24 protein-coding genes, 1 tRNA gene and 1 pseudogene are annotated in these 17,189 nt (G+C 69.6%); 22 read left to right on the plus strand and 4 right to left on the minus strand.

The window, feature by feature from the left end:
• Positions 1–201 (minus strand): helix-turn-helix domain-containing protein (locus ACWIHT_RS21725; RefSeq protein WP_456169802.1); only part of this gene is annotated, 201 nt, incomplete at its 3' end.
• Positions 202–377: 176 nt separating this feature from the next.
• Here ACWIHT_RS21725 and ACWIHT_RS21730 point away from each other — a divergent pair.
• From ACWIHT_RS21730 to ACWIHT_RS21755, 6 genes are all read left to right on the plus strand, one after another.
• On the plus strand, positions 378–788 hold the full coding sequence (locus tag ACWIHT_RS21730) for an ATP-binding protein (protein ID WP_456169803.1): 411 nt from the start codon (positions 378–380) through the stop codon (positions 786–788).
• On the plus strand, positions 778–1,377 hold the full coding sequence (locus tag ACWIHT_RS21735) for an ATP-binding protein (RefSeq protein WP_456169804.1): 600 nt from the start codon (positions 778–780) through the stop codon (positions 1,375–1,377). Before ACWIHT_RS21730 ends, ACWIHT_RS21735 begins: the two co-directional genes overlap by 11 nt.
• Before the next feature lie 65 nt (positions 1,378–1,442).
• On the plus strand, positions 1,443–2,039 hold the full coding sequence (locus ACWIHT_RS21740; protein WP_456169806.1) for an HhH-GPD-type base excision DNA repair protein: 597 nt from the start codon (positions 1,443–1,445) through the stop codon (positions 2,037–2,039).
• A gap of 62 nt (positions 2,040–2,101) precedes the next feature.
• Positions 2,102–2,767, plus strand: coding sequence for an HdeD family acid-resistance protein (locus tag ACWIHT_RS21745; RefSeq protein WP_456169807.1), 666 nt, complete (start codon positions 2,102–2,104; stop codon positions 2,765–2,767).
• A 79-nt stretch (positions 2,768–2,846) separates the two neighbouring features.
• Positions 2,847–3,170 carry a hypothetical protein gene (locus ACWIHT_RS21750; RefSeq protein ID WP_456169809.1) on the plus strand — a complete coding sequence of 108 codons (324 nt, stop codon included), beginning with the start codon at positions 2,847–2,849 and terminating at the stop codon, positions 3,168–3,170.
• Positions 3,171–3,227: 57 nt separating this feature from the next.
• On the plus strand, positions 3,228–3,350 hold the full coding sequence (locus ACWIHT_RS21755; protein ID WP_427921163.1) for a hypothetical protein: 123 nt from the start codon (positions 3,228–3,230) through the stop codon (positions 3,348–3,350).
• 24 nt (positions 3,351–3,374) lie between these two features.
• Here the strand turns inward: ACWIHT_RS21755 and ACWIHT_RS21760 are convergent, their stop codons facing one another.
• Positions 3,375–4,895 (minus strand): helicase HerA-like domain-containing protein, encoded by a 1,521-nt coding sequence (locus ACWIHT_RS21760; RefSeq protein ID WP_456169810.1) that lies wholly within the window; start codon positions 4,893–4,895, stop codon positions 3,375–3,377.
• Between the two features lie 105 nt (positions 4,896–5,000).
• On the opposite strand from ACWIHT_RS21760, the gene ACWIHT_RS21765 reads away from it, so the two are divergent.
• Entirely contained in the window at positions 5,001–5,297 is a 297-nt protein-coding gene (locus tag ACWIHT_RS21765) for a type II toxin-antitoxin system VapB family antitoxin (RefSeq protein ID WP_003999914.1), read from the plus strand.
• Positions 5,298–5,420: 123 nt separating this feature from the next.
• Positions 5,421–6,041: a LytR C-terminal domain-containing protein gene (locus ACWIHT_RS21770; protein ID WP_456170054.1), complete on the plus strand. Its 621-nt coding sequence runs from the start codon at positions 5,421–5,423 to the stop codon at positions 6,039–6,041.
• 98 nt (positions 6,042–6,139) lie between these two features.
• Here ACWIHT_RS21770 and upp read toward each other — a convergent pair whose 3' ends face one another.
• Positions 6,140–6,775, minus strand: coding sequence for a uracil phosphoribosyltransferase (gene upp, locus ACWIHT_RS21775; protein ID WP_200715914.1), 636 nt, complete (start codon positions 6,773–6,775; stop codon positions 6,140–6,142).
• A 148-nt stretch (positions 6,776–6,923) separates the two neighbouring features.
• Between upp and ACWIHT_RS21780 the strand changes: the two genes are divergently transcribed.
• The 9 genes from ACWIHT_RS21780 to ACWIHT_RS21820 all read left to right on the plus strand — a co-directional run bounded on the left by ACWIHT_RS21780 (position 6,924) and on the right by ACWIHT_RS21820 (position 12,051).
• The gene (locus ACWIHT_RS21780) at positions 6,924–7,118 is read left to right on the plus strand and encodes a hypothetical protein (protein WP_019073298.1); all 195 of its coding nucleotides are present in this window, start codon (positions 6,924–6,926) and stop codon (positions 7,116–7,118) included.
• Between the two features lie 244 nt (positions 7,119–7,362).
• Positions 7,363–7,896 carry a tRNA adenosine deaminase-associated protein gene (locus tag ACWIHT_RS21785; protein ID WP_456169811.1) on the plus strand — a complete coding sequence of 178 codons (534 nt, stop codon included), beginning with the start codon at positions 7,363–7,365 and terminating at the stop codon, positions 7,894–7,896.
• A 56-nt stretch (positions 7,897–7,952) separates the two neighbouring features.
• Positions 7,953–8,384, plus strand: coding sequence for a tRNA adenosine(34) deaminase TadA (gene tadA, locus ACWIHT_RS21790; RefSeq protein ID WP_456169812.1), 432 nt, complete (start codon positions 7,953–7,955; stop codon positions 8,382–8,384).
• A 67-nt stretch (positions 8,385–8,451) separates the two neighbouring features.
• Positions 8,452–8,536: transfer RNA gene (locus tag ACWIHT_RS21795), tRNA-Ser, on the plus strand.
• Between the two features lie 123 nt (positions 8,537–8,659).
• Entirely contained in the window at positions 8,660–8,836 is a 177-nt protein-coding gene (locus ACWIHT_RS21800) for a hypothetical protein (protein WP_019073295.1), read from the plus strand.
• A 22-nt stretch (positions 8,837–8,858) separates the two neighbouring features.
• Complete coding sequence (locus tag ACWIHT_RS21805) at positions 8,859–9,152, plus strand: Dabb family protein (protein WP_456169813.1); 294 nt, start codon at positions 8,859–8,861, stop codon at positions 9,150–9,152.
• 172 nt (positions 9,153–9,324) lie between these two features.
• A complete protein-coding gene (locus ACWIHT_RS21810; RefSeq protein WP_200715920.1) occupies positions 9,325–10,173 on the plus strand; it encodes an RNA polymerase sigma factor SigF in 849 nt (282 codons plus the stop codon).
• Positions 10,174–10,472: 299 nt separating this feature from the next.
• Positions 10,473–11,363 (plus strand): RNA polymerase sigma factor SigF, encoded by an 891-nt coding sequence (locus ACWIHT_RS21815; RefSeq protein WP_019073292.1) that lies wholly within the window; start codon positions 10,473–10,475, stop codon positions 11,361–11,363.
• Between the two features lie 244 nt (positions 11,364–11,607).
• Positions 11,608–12,051, plus strand: a complete 444-nt coding sequence (locus ACWIHT_RS21820; protein WP_456169814.1) for a GNAT family N-acetyltransferase — start codon at positions 11,608–11,610, stop codon at positions 12,049–12,051.
• Positions 12,052–12,074: 23 nt separating this feature from the next.
• On the opposite strand, the gene ACWIHT_RS21825 is transcribed toward ACWIHT_RS21820, so the two are convergent.
• Positions 12,075–12,278: a hypothetical protein gene (locus ACWIHT_RS21825; RefSeq protein ID WP_456169815.1), complete on the minus strand. Its 204-nt coding sequence runs from the start codon at positions 12,276–12,278 to the stop codon at positions 12,075–12,077.
• Between the two features lie 205 nt (positions 12,279–12,483).
• Here ACWIHT_RS21825 and ACWIHT_RS21830 point away from each other — a divergent pair, with 205 nt between their 5' ends.
• The 5 genes and pseudogenes from ACWIHT_RS21830 to ACWIHT_RS21850 form a co-directional block, all read left to right on the plus strand.
• Positions 12,484–13,017, plus strand: a complete 534-nt coding sequence (locus ACWIHT_RS21830) for a MarR family winged helix-turn-helix transcriptional regulator (RefSeq protein ID WP_456169817.1) — start codon at positions 12,484–12,486, stop codon at positions 13,015–13,017.
• Positions 13,018–13,038: 21 nt separating this feature from the next.
• Positions 13,039–15,546, plus strand: coding sequence for an MFS transporter (locus ACWIHT_RS21835; protein WP_456169818.1), 2,508 nt, complete (start codon positions 13,039–13,041; stop codon positions 15,544–15,546).
• 94 nt (positions 15,547–15,640) lie between these two features.
• The gene (locus ACWIHT_RS21840) at positions 15,641–16,462 is read left to right on the plus strand and encodes a YceI family protein (protein ID WP_456169819.1); all 822 of its coding nucleotides are present in this window, start codon (positions 15,641–15,643) and stop codon (positions 16,460–16,462) included.
• A gap of 37 nt (positions 16,463–16,499) precedes the next feature.
• Positions 16,500–16,970, plus strand: a complete 471-nt coding sequence (locus ACWIHT_RS21845) for a PPOX class F420-dependent oxidoreductase (protein ID WP_456169820.1) — start codon at positions 16,500–16,502, stop codon at positions 16,968–16,970.
• Positions 16,971–17,054: 84 nt separating this feature from the next.
• Positions 17,055–17,171, plus strand: a pseudogene (locus ACWIHT_RS21850) (PPOX class F420-dependent oxidoreductase); the annotation flags it as partial.
• Positions 17,172–17,189 lie beyond the last annotated feature (18 nt).

The raw sequence follows: 17,189 nt of genomic DNA on the forward strand, positions 1-17,189 counted from the left end.
GACGTTGTACGCGTCCAACAGGGCACGGAGGTCGGGCAGTCGGACACCGGACAGGGCGTTCTCGATGCGTCCGACTTTGGACTCCGCCGACCCGAGCGCCTTGGCAGCGTCGACGTGTGTCAGCCCCGCAGCGATCCTCAACTCGCGCAACGTACGCGCAAGTCGCTTCTGACGGAACGTCGGATGGTTGTTGGTGGGCACAGGTTGAGCCGCCTCTCCTCACTCCTTCTTGCAGGTCAAGTGTGCCGCGTAGTCCAGGGTGAGAGCAATGGTCATTGAAATACGCTCAAAGTAGCGACTTGACACTTCAGCTACTCGATCCTGCATAGTACTTGCGATGGCGGTGTGACCCACGAACCCGTCCGAGGGGACCGAGTATGACTGAACCAAGGTCTTTGCAGGTGAGATACAGGAGATACCGCCCATCTGTACCGGCCGCCCGCACCAGGGCGAAAGCTCTGGCCAAAGAGTGGGACTTACCGCAATACACGGCCGACTTCCTAGAGTGGGTAGTCACCGAACTCGTAACCAACTCAGTAATCCATGGCCAAACCATGCGAGGAAGCCGCGTCCTGGTGGCCTACTACCTTGCCGACAACCTCCTCCGCGTCGAAGTCCGCGACGCAGCCAGCGGGATGCCTCACACCGGTTCGCCGGGCGGTGGTGGTTACGGTCTGCGGATCGTCGCCGCGCTCGCCGACGACTGGGGCGTCACCCCGAGGGTCATCGGCAAGAGCGTGTGGGCCGAGATCGCCGTCTCCTCGAAGCGGGGTCGGCATGACTGGTGACGACACCGTGCACCCCGTCCCCCTGCTCACCGCCTCCCTCCGCCTGGTCGCCGTCCCCACAGCCGTCGCCTGCTCCCGGATGTTCGTACGGCACACGCTGAGCCACTGGAACCTCCCGGACCAGGAGGAGAGCGCCACGCTCGTCATGAGCGAACTGACCACCAACGCCGTCAAGGCCGGCGGCCTCACCGGACCCGAGCCGAAGCCCTGGCAGATCAAGGCCGAGCACGTGATCGCCGTACAACTCCGTGTTCTGGCGGGGAGTCTGTACGTCGAGGTCTGGGACCGGGCGCCGGAGACACCCGTACGCCAAAGCCCGGGTCCCGACGCCACCGGCGGTCGAGGTCTGCTCCTCGTCGAGTCGCTCGCCAAGCGGTGGGACGTCTACGGTCCGACCGTCGGCGGGAAGGTCGTCTGGGCCGAGTTGCCCCTTGCGCCGTCCGCGGCGCCAGCCCTCTGGAATCCGCCCCGCACACCACTCGCCCTCCCTGACGGCATCCGAGCGCCACGAGGACCCGTCGAACTCCAGGCCCGTCAAGCGCTCCTCGACCGCCTGCTCGTGACGACACTGGAGTGGAGGAGAGGGTGACCTCCCCGGCGACGAACCCGCCGTACCGAAAGGCATCCCGCCCCAGGACGCGCCATCATCGACCCATGGACGTCACCCTTCACCTCGCCCAGGATCCCGAGGCCGACGAACTCCTCGGCCGTTCACCGCTCGCCGCGCTGGTCGGGATGCTGCTCGATCAGCAGGTGCCGATGGAGTGGGCGTTCAAGGGGCCGCGGACGATCGCCGACCGGCTCGGGGCCACCGATCTGGACGCGGACGACATCGCCGCCCGTGACCCCGAGGCCTTCGCCGCGCTCCTGTCCGAGAAGCCGGCCGTGCATCGTTACCCGGGGTCCATGGCCAAGCGGATCCAGCAGTTGTGCCAGTACCTCGTCGAGCACTACGACGGGGACGCGAGCCGGGTCTGGGACGGGGTCGGGACCGGGGCCGAGCTGCTCAAGCGGCTGGAGGCGTTGCCCGGGTTCGGGAAGCAGAAGGCGCAGATCTTTCTCGCCCTGCTCGGCAAGCAGCTCGGGGTGACGCCGAAGGGCTGGCGGGAGGCGGCCGGGGCGTACGGCGAGCCCAAGTCCTACCGTTCCGTCGCCGACATCACCGGGCCCGAGTCGCTGACCAAGGTCCGCGCGCACAAGCAGGAGATGAAGGCGGCGGCGAAGGCCTCGAAGGCGGCCGGCGGCGAGTAACCGCGTCAGCCGGACGGCCCGCCCCGGTGGCGGGCCGCGTGACCCCGGTCACAGCATGGACCATGACCGAGGCACCGAGCGGCTCCCCCTGGGGCCCGGAGTTCGACGACCGCCGCGCCCACGCACCGCGGCCCCCGCACGACGAGCGGTACCGGGAACCCGATCTCGAAGGTCCCCTGCACGCCCTGTCCAAGGCCGCCTGGCAGGTCGTCCTCCTCACCGGCATCGCGTCCCTGGTCCTGGGCGTCCTGGTCCTGGTGTGGCCGGGCGCGTCCCTCTTCGCGGCCGGCATCCTCTTCGGCATCTACCTGCTGATCAGCGGCGTCTTCCAGCTCGTCTCCGCCTTCGGCACCCACAAGGCGACCTCGCTGCGCGTGCTGGCGTTCATCAGCGGCGCGCTGTCGATCGTGCTGGGCCTGTTCTGCTTCCGCGGCCCGATGCAGTCGATCCTGCTGCTCGCCCTGTGGATCGGCATCGGCTGGCTGATCCGGGGCATCACCCAGACCCTGGCCGCGGCCTCGGACCAGAACATGCCCGCGCGCGGCTGGCAGATCTTCCTCGGGATCGTCACGTTCATCGCCGGCATCGTCCTCATCGACTCACCGTTCCGCTCGGTCGCCGTCCTCACCCTCGTCGGCGGCATCTGGCTGGTCGCGGTCGGCGTCGTCGAGATCATCACGGCGATCAGGATGCGCGGCCGGGCCCAAGAGGTGCCGACCGCCCTGTGACCGGCCCCCCTACTCCATGCGGGCGTATCTCGCTCCGGACGCGATGAACGCCGTAGCCCCACAGGGCAGATTGACCCCCGTGAGCACCGCACGCAGCCTCCCCCGCAGCCGTGCCTGGCTGCGGGCGCTCGTGCTGCTGCTCGCCCTCCTGGTGCCGGGCACCCACGCCGAGATGCGCGCGACGCCCGTCGCGTCCTCCGTCGAGACGAACGTCGAGTACGACGTCCTCGACACGGCCACCGCCGCCCTACGGCCCTCCGCCCTCGCCGTGCACCGGCCCACCGCACCCCTGCGCCCCGCGCCCGCCCCGGCGTCGCACGACCCCGAGGGCCGTCCCCTCCCCGCGTCGCACGGGCCGTCGTACACCCTGCGTGCCCAGCGCACCGTGGTCCTGCGCTGCTGACGGACCGACCGCCCCGAGCAAGGTCAGTCAAGTCAGTGCGACGCGAGGAACACAGCCATGCCCATCGACCCGTACGCGGTCCTGCGCGCCCTGCTGCGCGCGGAGGCCGTTCGCAACGCGCCCAAACCCGAGGCGCGGACGCCCGAGCCGCAGCGGCCCCCCGAGGAGCCGAAGCGCTGATCCGACCGTGCGGCCCGGTGGGGGCTACCTCTTCCGCCGGGCCGTGCCGAACAGTGAGCGGGTGATCTCGCGGCCGATCTGGGTGCCGACGGAACGCGCCAGGGACTTGAACATGCCGCTGCCGACGACCTGTTGGACCATCGACTCGTCCTCCTTCTCCTTGGCCGGGGCCTTCTTCGCTGCCGCCTTCGGTGTCTCCGATGTCTCCTGCGGGCGTTCCGACAGCTTCTCGTACGCCGACTCTCTGTCCACAGCCTGTGCGTAACGGCCGTAGAGGGACGAGGACTTGACCGCCTGGTCGAGGGTCGCCGGGTCGATCGGGCCCATCAGGGACTCGGGGGCGCGGAGGCGGGTGACGGCGACGGGGGTCGGGGCGCCGTTCTCGCTGAGGACCGTGACGACGGCCTCGCCGGTGCCCAGTCCCGTCAGGATCTCCTCCAGGTCGTAGGCGGAGTTCGGGAAGGTCTTCACGGTGGCCTTCAGGGCCTTCTGGTCGTCGGGGGTGAAGGCGCGGAGCGCGTGCTGGACGCGGTTGCCGAGCTGGGCGAGGACATCGCCGGGGACGTCCTTCGGGGTCTGGGTCACGAAGAAGACGCCGACCCCTTTCGAGCGAATCAGGCGGACGGTCTGCGTGATGGAGTCCAGGAAGGCCTTGGAGGCGTCGTTGAAGAGCAGGTGCGCCTCGTCGAAGAAGAAGACGAGCTTGGGCTTGTCGGCGTCTCCCACCTCCGGGAGGTCGTGGAAGAGGTCGGCCAGCAGCCACATCAGGAAGGTCGAGAAGAGCTGCGGTTTGTCCTGGACCGCGGGGAGTTCGAGGACCGAGACCATGCCCCGGCCGTCCGACGCCGTGCGCAGCAGCTCGCTCGTGTCGAACTCCGGCTCGCCGAAGAAGTCGGCCATGCCCTGCGCCTCGAAGGCGGTGAGGGAGCGCAGGATCACGCCGGCCGTGGCCGTCGACAGACCGCCGATGTTCTTCAGCTCCGGCTTGCCCTCGTCCGAGGTCAGGAAGGTGACGACCGCCCGCAGGTCCTTGAGGTCGATCAGCTCCAGGCCCTTGGTGTCGGCGTAGTGGAAGATCAGGCCGAGGGACTGCTCCTGGGTCTGGTTGAGCTGGAGCACCTTGGAGAGCAGTACCGGCCCGAAGCCCGTGATCGTGGCGCGCACGGGGATGCCGTGGCCGATGCCGCCGAGGGCGTAGAACTCGGCGGGGAAACCGGTCGCCGTCCACTGCTGACGGACCTCCGACGCCCGCCCCGCGACCTTGTCGTTCGCCGTGCCCGGCGCCGAGATGCCCGACACATCGCCCTTCACGTCCGCGAGGAACACGGGCACGCCCTGCGCCGAGAGCTGCTCGGCGATGAGCTGGAGTGTCTTGGTCTTGCCGGTGCCGGTGGCGCCCGCGACCAGGCCGTGGCGGTTGAGCATCGGGAGGGGGATGCGGATCTGCGCGTCGGGCAGCGGGACCCCGTCCCAGAGCAGGGCGCCCAGATCGAGTGCAGGTCCTGTGAAGGCGTACCCGGCGGCGATCGTCTCGCTGTCACTCATAACAGGCCTCGGTTCCCTTTTTGCCCGGCTTTGCGGCATCTTTTCCAGCGTCGCACTCCGTCTCCATGGCTGCGCCCGGAACGTCATGACCGGTAGGCTTTCCGTGTGATCTTCAAGCGCATCGGAAACGGCCGGCCGTACCCCGACCACGGCCGGGAAAGCACCCGGCAGTGGGCGGACGTCGCGCCGCGCCCGGTCCGCCTCGATCAGCTGGTGACGACCAAGGGCCAGCTCGACCTGGAAACCCTCCTCGCCGAGGACTCGACCTTCTACGGCGACCTCTTCGCGCACGTCGTGAAGTGGCAGGGCGACCTGTACCTGGAGGACGGCCTGCACCGCGCGGTCCGCGCCGCGCTCCAGCAGCGGCAGGTACTCCACGCGCGCGTCCTTGAGTTGGACTGAGCGCTCGACCTGTAGACCGTTGACCCTTTCGGGTTGGTCTCGGCGCTGTCGAATGATCATCTAGTAGGCATCGTCGCCCGGGCGCACTACGCTGCGCTCATGAGCATGCTGACTCCCCCAGGCATGGGCGGCCAGTACCGGATCACGGGGGACAAATACCCGCGCATGCGCCGTCCGCGGCGCCGCGGACGGCTCGTCCTCATGGTGGTCGCGTCCGTCGCCGTGGTCGGTGTGGGCGGGTGGGGCACGTTGCAGCTCATCGACGTCTTCACCGGTGGCGGCAAGCAGGCCGCGGCGGCCGGTCCCAAGGCGGACTGCGCCTCCAAGGTGAGCCCCTCGCCCAGTACGAACGCCGCCGTCCCGAAGCCCGCCCAGATCACCGTGAACGTCTACAACGCCACGCCCCGCAGCGGCCTCGCCAAGTCGACCGCCGACGAACTCAAGAAGCGCGGGTTCCGGATCGGCGACGTGGGCAACGCGACCGCGCAGTTCGACAAGAAGGTCAAGGGCACCGGCATACTGCTCGGCCCCGCCGCCTCCCTCGACACCTCGCTGCCCGTCCTCGCCACCCAGCTCACCGGCGCCGAGCGCCGCACCGAGGCCACCCGCAAGGGCGCCGCCGTCGACCTGATCATCGGCACCGCCTTCAAGGACCTCACGGCGAAGGCGGCGGCCGACAAGGCCCTGGCCGCGTTGAGCGGACCGGCACCGGCGAGCAGCGCCTCACCGAAGGCGTGCTCGTAGTCCCGTAGCCGTAGCCGTATCTGTATCCGTACGGCAGCACACGCGCGGATTCCCGTACGGCAGGTAAGAGCCGTACGGGAATTCGGTGTTGACCGGTGCTACTCCGCCGCGCCGTACAGCCGGTCGCCCGCGTCGCCGAGGCCCGGGACGATGTAGCCGTGCTCGTTCAGGCGCTCGTCGACCGAGGCCGTCACGACCGTCACCGGGGTACCCGCCAGCTCGCGCTCCATGACCTCGACGCCCTCGGGGGCGGCCAGCAGGACCACGGCCGTCACGTCGTCCGCGCCGCGCTTGATCAGCTCGCGGATCGCCGCGACCAGCGTGCCGCCGGTGGCCAGCATCGGGTCCAGGACGTACACCTGACGGCCCGAGAGGTCCTCCGGCATGCGCGTGGCGTACGTCGAGGCCTGGAGCGTCTCCTCGTTGCGCACCATGCCCATGAAGCCGACCTCGGCCGAGGGCAGCAGCCGGACCATGCCGTCCAGCATGCCGAGGCCGGCCCGCAGGATCGGCACCACCAGCGGGCGCGGGTAGGACAGCTTGACGCCCGTGGTCGGGGCGACCGGCGTCGTGATGTCGACCTGTTCGGTGCGCACGTCACGCGTGGCCTCGTAGGCGAGCAGGGTGACCAGCTCGTCGGCCAGGCGGCGGAAGGTCGCGGAGTCGGTGCGCTGGTCGCGCAGCGTGGTGAGCTTGTGGGCGACCAGGGGGTGGTCGACGACGTGGAGACGCATGTCCACAACAGTAGCCGGGCCCCGCGGCTGCCGCGGCCCCGCTCCGGCCCGCCGTGACGCCGCCCCGACCGGCCGCGATTCCGCCCGCACTGGCATCAAACCGCCCGTCCGGGGGAAAGTGGGAGGGACGGAGCGGGGTGGTGAGCCGATGCCTGACCGTGAGTCCCGAGAGGACCCGTCGCAGCACGAGAGCCGCGAGACCGATGCCGAGCGCCGACGGCGCCGGGCACAGTTCCTGCGCGAACTGACCGAGGCCCGTGAGCTGCGCGACCGCGTCCAGCCCCGCCGCGCCAAGGCCGCCCGGCTGCGCCACGCCATGCGTATGCGAACCTTCCGCTGGTAGTTGAGGCCTGTCTCACAGGACCTTGTAAGGCCAACCGGGTGCGTGCGCACGGCGATCGCCGCGTACGATCCCGCTGGTGGTCGATCAAACACGGGCGGACACAGGGAGCCGAAGACGTCCCCTGAACGCCTTGTTTCTGCCACGATTCCGAGTGGGTGGGGCTCGGAGCACGAGCTCTCCCCGCCCGTAACCTCCGCCGGGGGGACCCCCAACCGGCACGCCTAAGACCAGTGGGAGAGTCACGGTGTACTTCGCCGCACTGCTCGCGCGCACCGAAGACGGGTGGGAAGCGAGCGACACAGAGCTCGACGATGTCGAGAGCCTGTCGGATCTGGCCGAACTGGCCCGTGAAGCCTCGCCCGAGGACGACACGGTGCTGGTGCTCATCGAGCAGGAGGACGCCTGGTTCGGCGTCGTCCGCATCGACGGCGAGGACGACCCCCGGATCTACGTTTCGGACGCAGCTGCGGCAGCCCGCAGCTCGTACGGCGAGATCCTGCTCACGGACGAGCTGCTCGGCAGGGATCCGGACGACGACGATGACGTCGACCTGGACTCCCTCGACCTCGACGGCACCGAGGACGGTGACTCCGAGGAGGACGACGACGAGGACGGCACCTCGGCCGAGTCCGTTCCGCACAGCCCGGTCGGGGACAGCCAGATCCTCGACGACCTGGGCGTCGGCGAGAAGGAGCTGCGCCTCCTCGACGCCGACGACGCGCTGAGCTCCATCGCCGAGGCCCTGGGGGCCTCGGAGGTCCTGGAGACCGTCCGCTGACCACAGCACGCGCAGAAGGGTCTTCGGACCCGGTACGCGACCGCTGGCGGGCCGCGATGCGGCTCGCCCTGGACGAGGCCGGAGCGGCCGCCCGGGACGGCGACGTCCCGGTCGGCGCGGTCGTACTGTCCCCGGACGGTACGACCGTGCTCGCCACCGGCCACAACGAACGCGAGGCCACCGGCGATCCGACGGCGCACGCCGAGGTCCTCGCGATCCGGAGGGCCGCCGCTCACCTCGGTGAGTGGCGGCTGTCCGGCTGCACCCTCGTCGTCACCCTCGAACCCTGCACGATGTGCGCGGGCGCGCTCGTGCAGTCCCGGGTCGACCGGGTCGTCTACGGCGCCCGCGACGAGAAGGCCGGCGCGGCCGGCTCCCTCTTCGACGTCGTACGCGACCGGCGGCTCAACCACCGCCCCGAGGTGATCGAGGGCGTGCTCGCGGAGGAGTGCGCGCACGTCCTCACGGAGTTCTTCCGGGACCGGTAACCGGATCGAGGGCGGGGCTCGATTACCGATTTCAAACCACGCCCCACCTTGTTGTAAGGTCTCTCTCGGTAGCGTGTCCGAGCGGCCGAAGGAGCTCGCCTCGAAAGCGAGTGTGGCGCAAGTCACCGAGGGTTCAAATCCCTCCGCTACCGCTTCTGAAGGGCCCCGTCGAGAGACGGGGCCCTTCGTGCGTAGATCCAAAAACGGCCGTGAAGGTTAAACTCACCGCCGGCAACAGGGGGCCCTCGGGCACGGACGTCACAGGGGAGGCCGCGATGGCGGTGAACGCGAAGAAGATCGCCGTCTATGTGCTCGTGGTCTTCGCGCTGTACGTGATCATCACGGACCCGTCCAAGGCGGCCGACTACGTCCAGATAGGCTTCGAAGGCATATCGGACGCCGCGAAGGCCATCGGCGACTTCATGACCTGGCTGGCCGACGGGGCGCAGTAGCCGACCACCCGGGAGCGTGCAGATGATCCGCCACCTCGTCCTCTTCAAGCTCAACGAGGGCGTCCAGCGCGACGACCCGCGGGTGGTGGCGGGCGTCGAGGCGTTCCGCCCGCTCGGCGACCTGATCGGGGACCTGCGCTCCTGGGAACTGGGCTGGAACATCAGCGACCGCCCCATCGCCTACGACTTCGCGATCAACTCGTCGGTCGACGACGCCGACGCCCTGAAGCGGTACGTCGAGCACCCCGCGCACCAGGCGGGCGTCGTGCTGTGGCGCGAGTTCGCCACCTGGGTGATCGCCGACTACGAGATCTGAACGCACCGCCGAGAAGCCCCCCGCCGTGACGGCGAGGGGCTTTTCCGCATCCAATGCCCCAACTTGCCCGTCAACACGGCCTAACAAGGTATTAGTCGGTGCTTGCACACAGTGCACATGTCTTGTGATGCTATGACCGCTTTTGACGGATGAGTTGACCTATTGAAGAGGTGTGGCGTTGACCGTGTCGGCCAGTACAGCGCCGCCTCAGGAAGAGGCTCCCGCCCAGCCCCCGGCGGCAGCCGCTCCGCCGCGCAGCCGCGGTGCCGACACCCGGGCCCTCACCCAGGTGCTGTTCGGCCAGCTCAAGGGGCTCCAGCCGGGCACGCCGGAGCACAACCGGGTGCGCGGGGCGCTCATCGAGGCCAATCTCCCGCTCGTGCGCTACGCCGCCGCCCGCTTCCGCTCCCGCAACGAGCCCATGGAGGACGTCGTCCAGGTCGGCACCATCGGTCTGATCAACGCCATCGACCGCTTCGACCCGGACCGGGGCGTGCAGTTCCCGACGTTCGCGATGCCGACCGTCATCGGTGAGATCAAGCGCTACTTCCGTGACAACGTTCGCACGGTCCATGTCCCGCGCCGGCTGCACGAGTTGTGGGTGCAGGTCAACGCGGCGACCGAGGATCTGACGACCGCCTTCGGGCGCACTCCGAGCACCGCGGAGATCGCCGAGCGGCTGCGCATCGGCGAGGACGAGGTGCTGTCCTGCATCGAGGCGGGCCGCTCGTACCACGCGACCTCCCTGGAGGCCGCCCAGGAGGGCGACGGACTGCCCGGCCTGCTGGACCGGCTCGGCTACGAGGACCCGGCCCTGGACGGCGTGGAACACCGCGACCTCGTCCGCCACCTCCTCGTCCAACTCCCCGAGCGCGAACAGCGGATCCTGCTGCTGCGCTACTACAGCAACCTCACCCAGTCGCAGATCAGCGCGGAACTCGGCGTCTCCCAGATGCATGTCTCACGGCTCCTCGCGCGCAGCTTCCAGCGACTGCGCTCCGCGAACCGCATCGAGGCGTAGCAGCTAGAGGCGTAGAGGCGTAGCAGCAGAACCGAAAGCGCTGGCGAACTGTCACCGGTACGAACGAATCGCTCACCAGGGCGGTTCCCGACAGTTCTGCGCCGAAAAACCGTCAGACCCCCTTTTTCCAGGGCCGTTTCGTAACTGACATGTCGACATGTCACTACAGCGTGTTGCCGACATGTGACATTCTGCCGGAAGCGCGTTTGCCGTGGCCCAGGCTCCGGTATTCAGGTGAAGGCACCGCTCCCCAGACGGGGGCGATCGCCGCGACCGTCCCGCGACCCAAAGGGGGTGGCATGTCCGCAGACCAGGGCAGCTCGAAGGTGCTCACGCTCACCAAGAGCGAGGCTGAGCCCGCACTCGACGCCGTTACGGTCCTTGAGGCCGTACCCGCCGTACCGGCCCCGGCCCTCCCGACCACGGGAGCCATCGACACCCGCACCCTGTCCCGCTCCCTCTTCCTGCGGCTCGCCGCACTCGACGAGAACAGCCCCGAGCGCGGTTACGTCAGGGACACCCTCATCGAGCTCAACCTCCCGCTGGTGCGTTACGCCGCCGCGCGTTTCCGCTCCCGCAACGAGCCGATGGAGGACATCGTCCAGGTCGGCACGATCGGCCTGATCAAGGCGATCGACCGGTTCGACTGCGAACGCGGGGTGGAGTTCCCGACGTTCGCGATGCCGACCGTCGTGGGCGAGATCAAGCGCTTCTTCCGCGACACGTCGTGGTCGGTGCGGGTCCCGCGTCGCCTCCAGGAGCTGCGGCTGGCCCTCACCAAGGCCAGCGACGAGCTCTCCCAGAAGCTGGACCGGTCGCCGACCGTCCCCGAACTCGCCGCGGTCCTGGGCGTGTCCGAGGAGGACGTCGTCGACGGCCTCGCGGTCGGCAACGCGTACACGGCCTCCTCGCTCGACTCCCCGGCCCCCGAGGACGACGGCGGCGAGGGCTCCCTGGCGGACCGCCTCGGCTACGAGGACACGGCCCTGGAGGGCGTGGAGTACCGCGAGTCGTTGAAGCCTCTCCTGGCCAAACTCCCGCCCCGGGAACGCCGGATCATCATGCTGCGCTTCTTCGCCAACATGACCCAGTCACAGATCGGCGAGGAGGTCGGCATCTCCCAGATGCACGTCTCCCGCCTCCTCACCCGCACCCTGTCCACCCTGCGCGAGGGCCTGATCTCCGACTGAACCTCTTGAACCCGCCGCCAAGGGTTCCTATGTGACGACGCGTCAGTCATTCACCACGGCCCGACGCGTCGCCCCACACGGACAACTGGCCGCCGAGGCTCCCTAAATGGGCGCGTCGGCGGCCGTCGTCTGCGCGTGACGCCGAGTGGCTCTTGGCGACGGCCCCGCAGCGCGCCCAGCCACAGCGGCACCGCGGCCGATCGACGGCGGACCGCGCGTCAGCGCGATCGATAGGCTCCCCGCCATGGACGTACAGGTGGAGATCGCGCGCGAGGCGACCGACGAACTCGTGGACGTGTTCGGCCAGTTGCTGCCGCAGTTGTCCTCGACGGCGGAGCCCCTGGACAGGGCCGCGGTCGAGCGGCTGGTCTCGTGCGCGACGAACACGGTGCTGGTCGCACGGGCGGCGGGCACGGTCGTCGGCACGCTGACGCTGGTGCTGTTCCCGGTGCCGTCCGGGCTGCGCGGGCGCATCGAGGACGTGGTCGTCGACACCGCGGTCCGAGGCCAGGGCGTCGCCGCCCTGCTGACCAACGAAGCGCTACGGATCGCCCGCGAAACCGGCGCCCGAACCGTCGACCTCACCTCACGCCCCGACCGCACCGCCGCCAACCGCCTGTACGAGCGGCTGGGCTTCCGGGCGCGGGAGTCGACGGTCTACCGGTTCCCCGTGGAGCCGGACCGGTAGCCGCCCGAGTAAGGACCTCGGCGTTACATCATCGCCAGGTACACCACCGCCGCCACGACCAGCACGGCGACGACTACGCCGACGATCAGGCCGACACGCGGTCCGGCGGGTGCGGCGGCCTGCTGCGGCCGGCCGCCCTGGGGAGTCTCGTCGACGAAGGCACGGAACATCTGGGTGCTGCCGGCGGGGTCGTAGTTGCCCTCGGGGCCCTGGGTGTTGTTTGCCATGGGCCGAGACACTAGCGAATCCCCGGGGGACACCCAAGTGCGGGGCTTCGCGCAGCCGTTCCCACCTGTGGGTTTACGGTCAGAAATGCTTGCCTTTGCCAACTTTTTATGCCACACCCACCCCGTTTTATTTGCCTGTAGCAACCAACCTCTCTTATGGTTGCCCCAAGCAACGAACGTGGACATGGAAGGTAGGGGAGGTGTGATGGCCGAGCGGACGCAGTACGAGGAGCTGATGCGTCAGTTCAGCGCCTTCGGCGCCGTACGCAGGGAGCTGGGACGGATCCTGCCGTCCGACTGCCCCAGCGGCTCCGCGGCCGTACTGACCCTGCTCGGCCGGCACGGCGCCATGCGCATGAGCAAGCTCGCCGAGCTGCTCGCCGTAGACATGTCCGTGACCAGCCGCCATGTCGCGCACGTCGCCGACCGCGGCTGGATCGAACGGTCCGCCGACCCCTCGGACAAGCGCTCCCGCATCCTGCGCCTCACCCCCAGCGGCCAGGTCCGGCTCGACGAACTGTCCCGGCGCACCGCCCAGTTGCTCGCCGACCGGCTGAGCGACTGGAGCGACGACGAGGTCGGACAGCTGATCCGGCTGATGGCCCGGCTGCGCGCCGACTTCGGCGACTGCCGTACGACGCACACGGCCCAGCCCCCGCCCGCCGAAACCCCCCGTTCCCCCCGTTCCCCTCTCTCCCCCCACCCCGGACTCGAACACACCACCCGTACACCCGCATAAGCACGGAAGAAAAGGAAGCCCATGGCAACGACCACACCAGCCGGTGTGCGGGCTCACGCCAGGCACGGAGGGGGATCCCCTACGGCTCACACGGCCCCCGACGGCGCTCCGATGACGCACCGGCAGATCATGGAGGCGCTCTCCGGGCTGCTGCTCGGTCTGTTCGCCGCGATCATCTCGTCGACGATCGTCACCAACGCCCTGCCGACGATCATCGGCAGCCTGGGCGGCGGCCAGGAGGCCTACACCTGGGTCGTCACCGCGGCCCTGCTCTCCATGACGGCCTCGGTGCCGCTGTGGGGCAAGATGGCCGACCTGGTCAGCAAGAAGGCCCTGGTCCAGATATCCCTGGTCATCTACATCATCGGCTCGGTCGTCGCCGGCCTCGCGCAGAACCCGGCGATGCTGATCGGCGCCCGTGTCATCCAGGGCCTCGGCGCCGGCGGTCTCTCCGCCCTCGTCCAGGTCGTGATGGCCGCGATGATCGCCCCGCGCGAACGCGGCCGGTACTCCGGCTACACCGGCGCCACCTTCGCCGTCGCGACCGTCGGCGGTCCGCTGCTCGGCGGTGTGATCACCGACACCTCGTGGCTCGGCTGGCGCTACTGCCTGTTCGTCGGCATCCCCTTCGCGCTGATCGCGCTGATCGTGCTCCAGAAGACGCTGAACCTCCCGGTCGCCAAGCGGAAGGTCAAGGTCGACTGGACCGGCGCCTTCTTCATCACCGCCGCCGCCTCGCTGCTGCTGGTCTGGGTGACCTTCGCCGACGACAAGTACGAGTGGCTGTCGTGGCAGACGTACACGATGGTGGGCGGCACCCTCGTGCTGGCGCTGCTGTTCGTGTTCACCGAGACCCGGGCGAGCGAGCCGATCATCCCGCTGCGCCTGTTCCGCAACCGCACGGTGTCCCTCGCCTCGCTGGCCTCGCTGTTCGTCGGCGTCGGCATGTACTCGGGCACGGTCTTCTTCTCCCAGTACTTCCAGCTCGCCCGCGACAAGTCCCCGACGATGTCCGGGGTCATGACGATCCCGATGATCGGCGGCCTGTTCGTCGCGTCGATGGTCTCCGGCCGCTTCATCACCAGGACCGGCCGCTGGAAGGGCTGGCTGGTCGGCGGCGCCGTCTCCCTCACCGCCGGACTGGGCCTGCTCGGTCTGATGCGCTACGACACCCCGTACTGGGAACTGTCCATCTACATGGCCCTGTTGGGCATCGGCGTCGGCACGATGATGCAGAACCTGGTCCTCTCCACGCAGAACCAGGTCACCCCGAAGGACCTCGGCGCCGCCTCCTCCACGGTGAGCTTCTTCCGGTCCCTCGGCGGCGCGGTCGGCGTCGGTGTGCTCGGCTCGGTCATGTCCGGCCGGATCACGCACTACGCCAAGGACACCGTCACCTCGCTCGACCCGCAGTCGCAGGCCGCCGCCGCGAAGGCCGTCGGCAGCAGCGCGCTGCCCGACATGGACGCCCTCCCGAGCACGGTCCGCACCTGGCTGGAGAGCGCCTACGGCCACGGGATCGCCGACGTCTTCCTCTACGCGGCGCCCTTCGCCCTCGTCGCCTTCGTCGTCGTGATGTTCATCAAGGAGGTCCCGCTGCGGACCTCCGGCGGGCTGGCCCAGGCGGCCGAGGAGGCCGTGGGCGTGCTGGACGCGGCCGAGGTGCCCCCGCCGGCCGAGGAAAAGATCCCCAGTTGGGCCGCCACTTCCGAGACGCAGGAGGAGACCGCACCCGTGACCACATCCGCCTCCACCCCCGTGTCCGGTGGGATTCCCGTCCGCGGCCACATCCGCGGCGCCGAGAGCGCGCCCGTCCCGCAGGCCGCCGTCACCCTGATCTCCCTCGGGGGACGCCAGTTGGGCCGCTCGGTCACACAGGCGGACGGCTCCTACGCGCTGGACGCGCCGAGCGTCGGCTCGTACGTCCTGATCGCCTCCGCCGACGGCTTCCAGCCGCAGGCCTCCACGGTCGTCGTGAACGGCAGCGACCCGGTGTCGTACGACGTTCTCCTCAGCGGTACCAGCGGCCTCAACGGCCTTGTCCGGGCGGCCGATTCGGGGCTGTCGGTCAAGGACGCGATGGTCATCGTGACGGATGTGCGCGGGGATCTGCTGTCCAGCTCGATCACCGGTGAGCAGGGCGAGTTCGCGTTCGCCGAGCTGGTGCCGGGGGCGGTGACCGTGGCGGTGAACGCCGACGGGTACCGGCCGCGCGCACTGCCCGTCGAGGTCGGCGGCACCGGGGTCACCCGGGTCGAGATCGACCTCGACTCCGGCGCCCAGGTCCTGGGCGTGGTCCGCGCCCCGCACGGCCCGCTGGCCGACGCCCGGGTGACCCTCGTGGACGCGGCGGGCAACGTGGTCGGCACCGCCACGACCGGTTCGGACGGGGCGTACGCCTTCACCGATCTGAGCGGCGGCGAGTACACGGTGATCGCGACGGGCTACCCGCCGGTCGCCACCGCCCTCACCCTGAACGGCCGCGGAACCGACGGCCACGACATCGAACTCGCCCACCCCGGCGAGTAGTTGACACTCCGGTCCGCGCAACGCGTCCCGAGCGGAGGCGCGTTGCGCGGACCGGCCCCTTTGCAGGGCTGTACGGCGAGGAGTTACAAGAACCATGGGACTGACCGCGAAGATCCGTACCCGCGACGGATGGGCCGTGTCGCACGCGGTCGTCACGGTGACCGACCCGACGGGCGCTCAGGTGCTGCGCGCCGAGGCGGACGCGGAGGGGGCGGTGCGGGATGTGAACCCTCTAGCCCCCGGGCCGTACACCGTGATCGTGACCGCCGTCGGGTACGCGCCCGCCGCCGCCACCGCGATCGTCACCGCGAGCGGCCGGGCCGAGGTCGGCACGGTCACCCTGGCTCGCCAGGGCGGTACGGAATTGCCGCCGCCCGGTCCCTGGACCGTCGACCCCGCCCACTCCACGGTCGGCGCGGTCGCCCAGCACCTGGGCATCTCCAGCGTGCGCGGCCGTTTCACCGACTTCGCGGCGACGGTCGAGATCGCGCCGGACGACATCGCCAAGTCCCGTGTGGAGGCGGTCATCCGGGCCGCGTCCATCGACACGGGCAACGGCATGCGGGACGACCACCTGCGGTCCGCGGACTTCCTGGACGTGGCCCGCTTCCCAGAGATCACCTACCGCTCCACGGGCCTGGCCCCCGCAGGCTCCGACCGCTGGACGGTCTCCGGCGAACTGACCCTCCACGGTGTCGTACGACCCGTCGCCCTCGACCTCGCCTACCTCGGCACCGGCGCCGACCCCTGGGGCGGCACGCGGGCCGCGTTCCGCGCGACCACGGAACTGCACCGCGAGGACTTCGCGATGAACTACAACCAGGTCGTCCAGGCAGGCATCGCCGCGATCGGCACGACCCTCAAGGTCGAACTGGACATCCAGGCGGTGCAGGGCGAGACACTGCCGCAGGGGTAACCGGGGCTACTGGGCTCCATGCGCCTAGGGTGGCGGTATGGCACCGAACATCGCGACCAACACCACCGTCTCCCTGGCCGAGTTGCTCGACTTCGTACGACCCCGCCACCGGGCCCTGCTGCTGACCCGGCGGGCCGACGGCAGTCCCCAGGCCTCGCCGCTGACCTGCGGGGTCGACGACTCCGGGCGGATCGTGGTCTCCACCTACCCCGAGCGCGCCAAGACCCGCAACGCCAAGCGGGACCCGCGGGTCAGCATCGTCGTCGTGAGCGACGAGTGGAACGACCCGTGGGTCCAGATCGACGGCACGGCCGAGGTCATCGACCCGCCGGAGTCCGTGGAACCGCTCGTCGAGTACTACCGCAACGTCGCGGGCGAGCACCCGGACTGGGACGAGTACCGGGCCGCCATGCTGAAGCAGGGCAAGTCGATCATCCGGATCACACCGGAGCGGTGGGGACCCATCGCCACCGGCGGTTTTCCGGCACGGCTCGCTTCGGACGAGTAGACAGCCACGTCCCGGCCCAACCCGACGGACGGAGTCCGGCGCAGCGCCTCGAAGCCTGCGAAGCAGTGCGAGGGGCGCAGACAAGACGGGGCCCGGGCCGCCATGCTGAAGCAGGGCAAGTCCATCATCCGGATCACACCGGAGCGGTGGGGACCCATCGCCACCGGCGGTTTTCCGGCACGGCTCGCTTCGGACGAGTAGACAGCCACGTCCCGGCCC

The sequence above is a fragment of the Streptomyces sp. NPDC002276 genome (assembly GCF_053891435.1).

Excerpts from the sequence above, each read along its gene's own strand:
- ACWIHT_RS21730 (WP_456169803.1), top strand. The coding sequence starts at position 378 with ATGACTGAACCAAGGTCTTTGCAGGTGAGATACAGGAGATACCGCCCA.
- ACWIHT_RS21735 (WP_456169804.1), top strand. The coding sequence starts at position 778 with ATGACTGGTGACGACACCGTGCACCCCGTCCCCCTGCTCACCGCCTCC.
- ACWIHT_RS21740 (WP_456169806.1), top strand. The coding sequence starts at position 1,443 with ATGGACGTCACCCTTCACCTCGCCCAGGATCCCGAGGCCGACGAACTC.
- ACWIHT_RS21745 (WP_456169807.1), top strand. The coding sequence starts at position 2,102 with ATGACCGAGGCACCGAGCGGCTCCCCCTGGGGCCCGGAGTTCGACGAC.
- ACWIHT_RS21755 (WP_427921163.1), top strand. The coding sequence starts at position 3,228 with ATGCCCATCGACCCGTACGCGGTCCTGCGCGCCCTGCTGCGCGCGGAG.
- ACWIHT_RS21760 (WP_456169810.1), bottom strand. The coding sequence starts at position 4,895 with ATGAGTGACAGCGAGACGATCGCCGCCGGGTACGCCTTCACAGGACCT.
- ACWIHT_RS21770 (WP_456170054.1), top strand. The coding sequence starts at position 5,421 with ATGGGCGGCCAGTACCGGATCACGGGGGACAAATACCCGCGCATGCGC.
- upp (WP_200715914.1), bottom strand. The coding sequence starts at position 6,775 with ATGCGTCTCCACGTCGTCGACCACCCCCTGGTCGCCCACAAGCTCACC.
- ACWIHT_RS21780 (WP_019073298.1), top strand. The coding sequence starts at position 6,924 with ATGCCTGACCGTGAGTCCCGAGAGGACCCGTCGCAGCACGAGAGCCGC.
- tadA (WP_456169812.1), top strand. The coding sequence starts at position 7,953 with ATGCGGCTCGCCCTGGACGAGGCCGGAGCGGCCGCCCGGGACGGCGAC.
- ACWIHT_RS21800 (WP_019073295.1), top strand. The coding sequence starts at position 8,660 with ATGGCGGTGAACGCGAAGAAGATCGCCGTCTATGTGCTCGTGGTCTTC.
- ACWIHT_RS21805 (WP_456169813.1), top strand. The coding sequence starts at position 8,859 with ATGATCCGCCACCTCGTCCTCTTCAAGCTCAACGAGGGCGTCCAGCGC.
- ACWIHT_RS21815 (WP_019073292.1), top strand. The coding sequence starts at position 10,473 with ATGTCCGCAGACCAGGGCAGCTCGAAGGTGCTCACGCTCACCAAGAGC.
- ACWIHT_RS21820 (WP_456169814.1), top strand. The coding sequence starts at position 11,608 with ATGGACGTACAGGTGGAGATCGCGCGCGAGGCGACCGACGAACTCGTG.
- ACWIHT_RS21825 (WP_456169815.1), bottom strand. The coding sequence starts at position 12,278 with ATGGCAAACAACACCCAGGGCCCCGAGGGCAACTACGACCCCGCCGGC.
- ACWIHT_RS21830 (WP_456169817.1), top strand. The coding sequence starts at position 12,484 with ATGGCCGAGCGGACGCAGTACGAGGAGCTGATGCGTCAGTTCAGCGCC.
- ACWIHT_RS21835 (WP_456169818.1), top strand. The coding sequence starts at position 13,039 with ATGGCAACGACCACACCAGCCGGTGTGCGGGCTCACGCCAGGCACGGA.
- ACWIHT_RS21840 (WP_456169819.1), top strand. The coding sequence starts at position 15,641 with ATGGGACTGACCGCGAAGATCCGTACCCGCGACGGATGGGCCGTGTCG.
- ACWIHT_RS21845 (WP_456169820.1), top strand. The coding sequence starts at position 16,500 with ATGGCACCGAACATCGCGACCAACACCACCGTCTCCCTGGCCGAGTTG.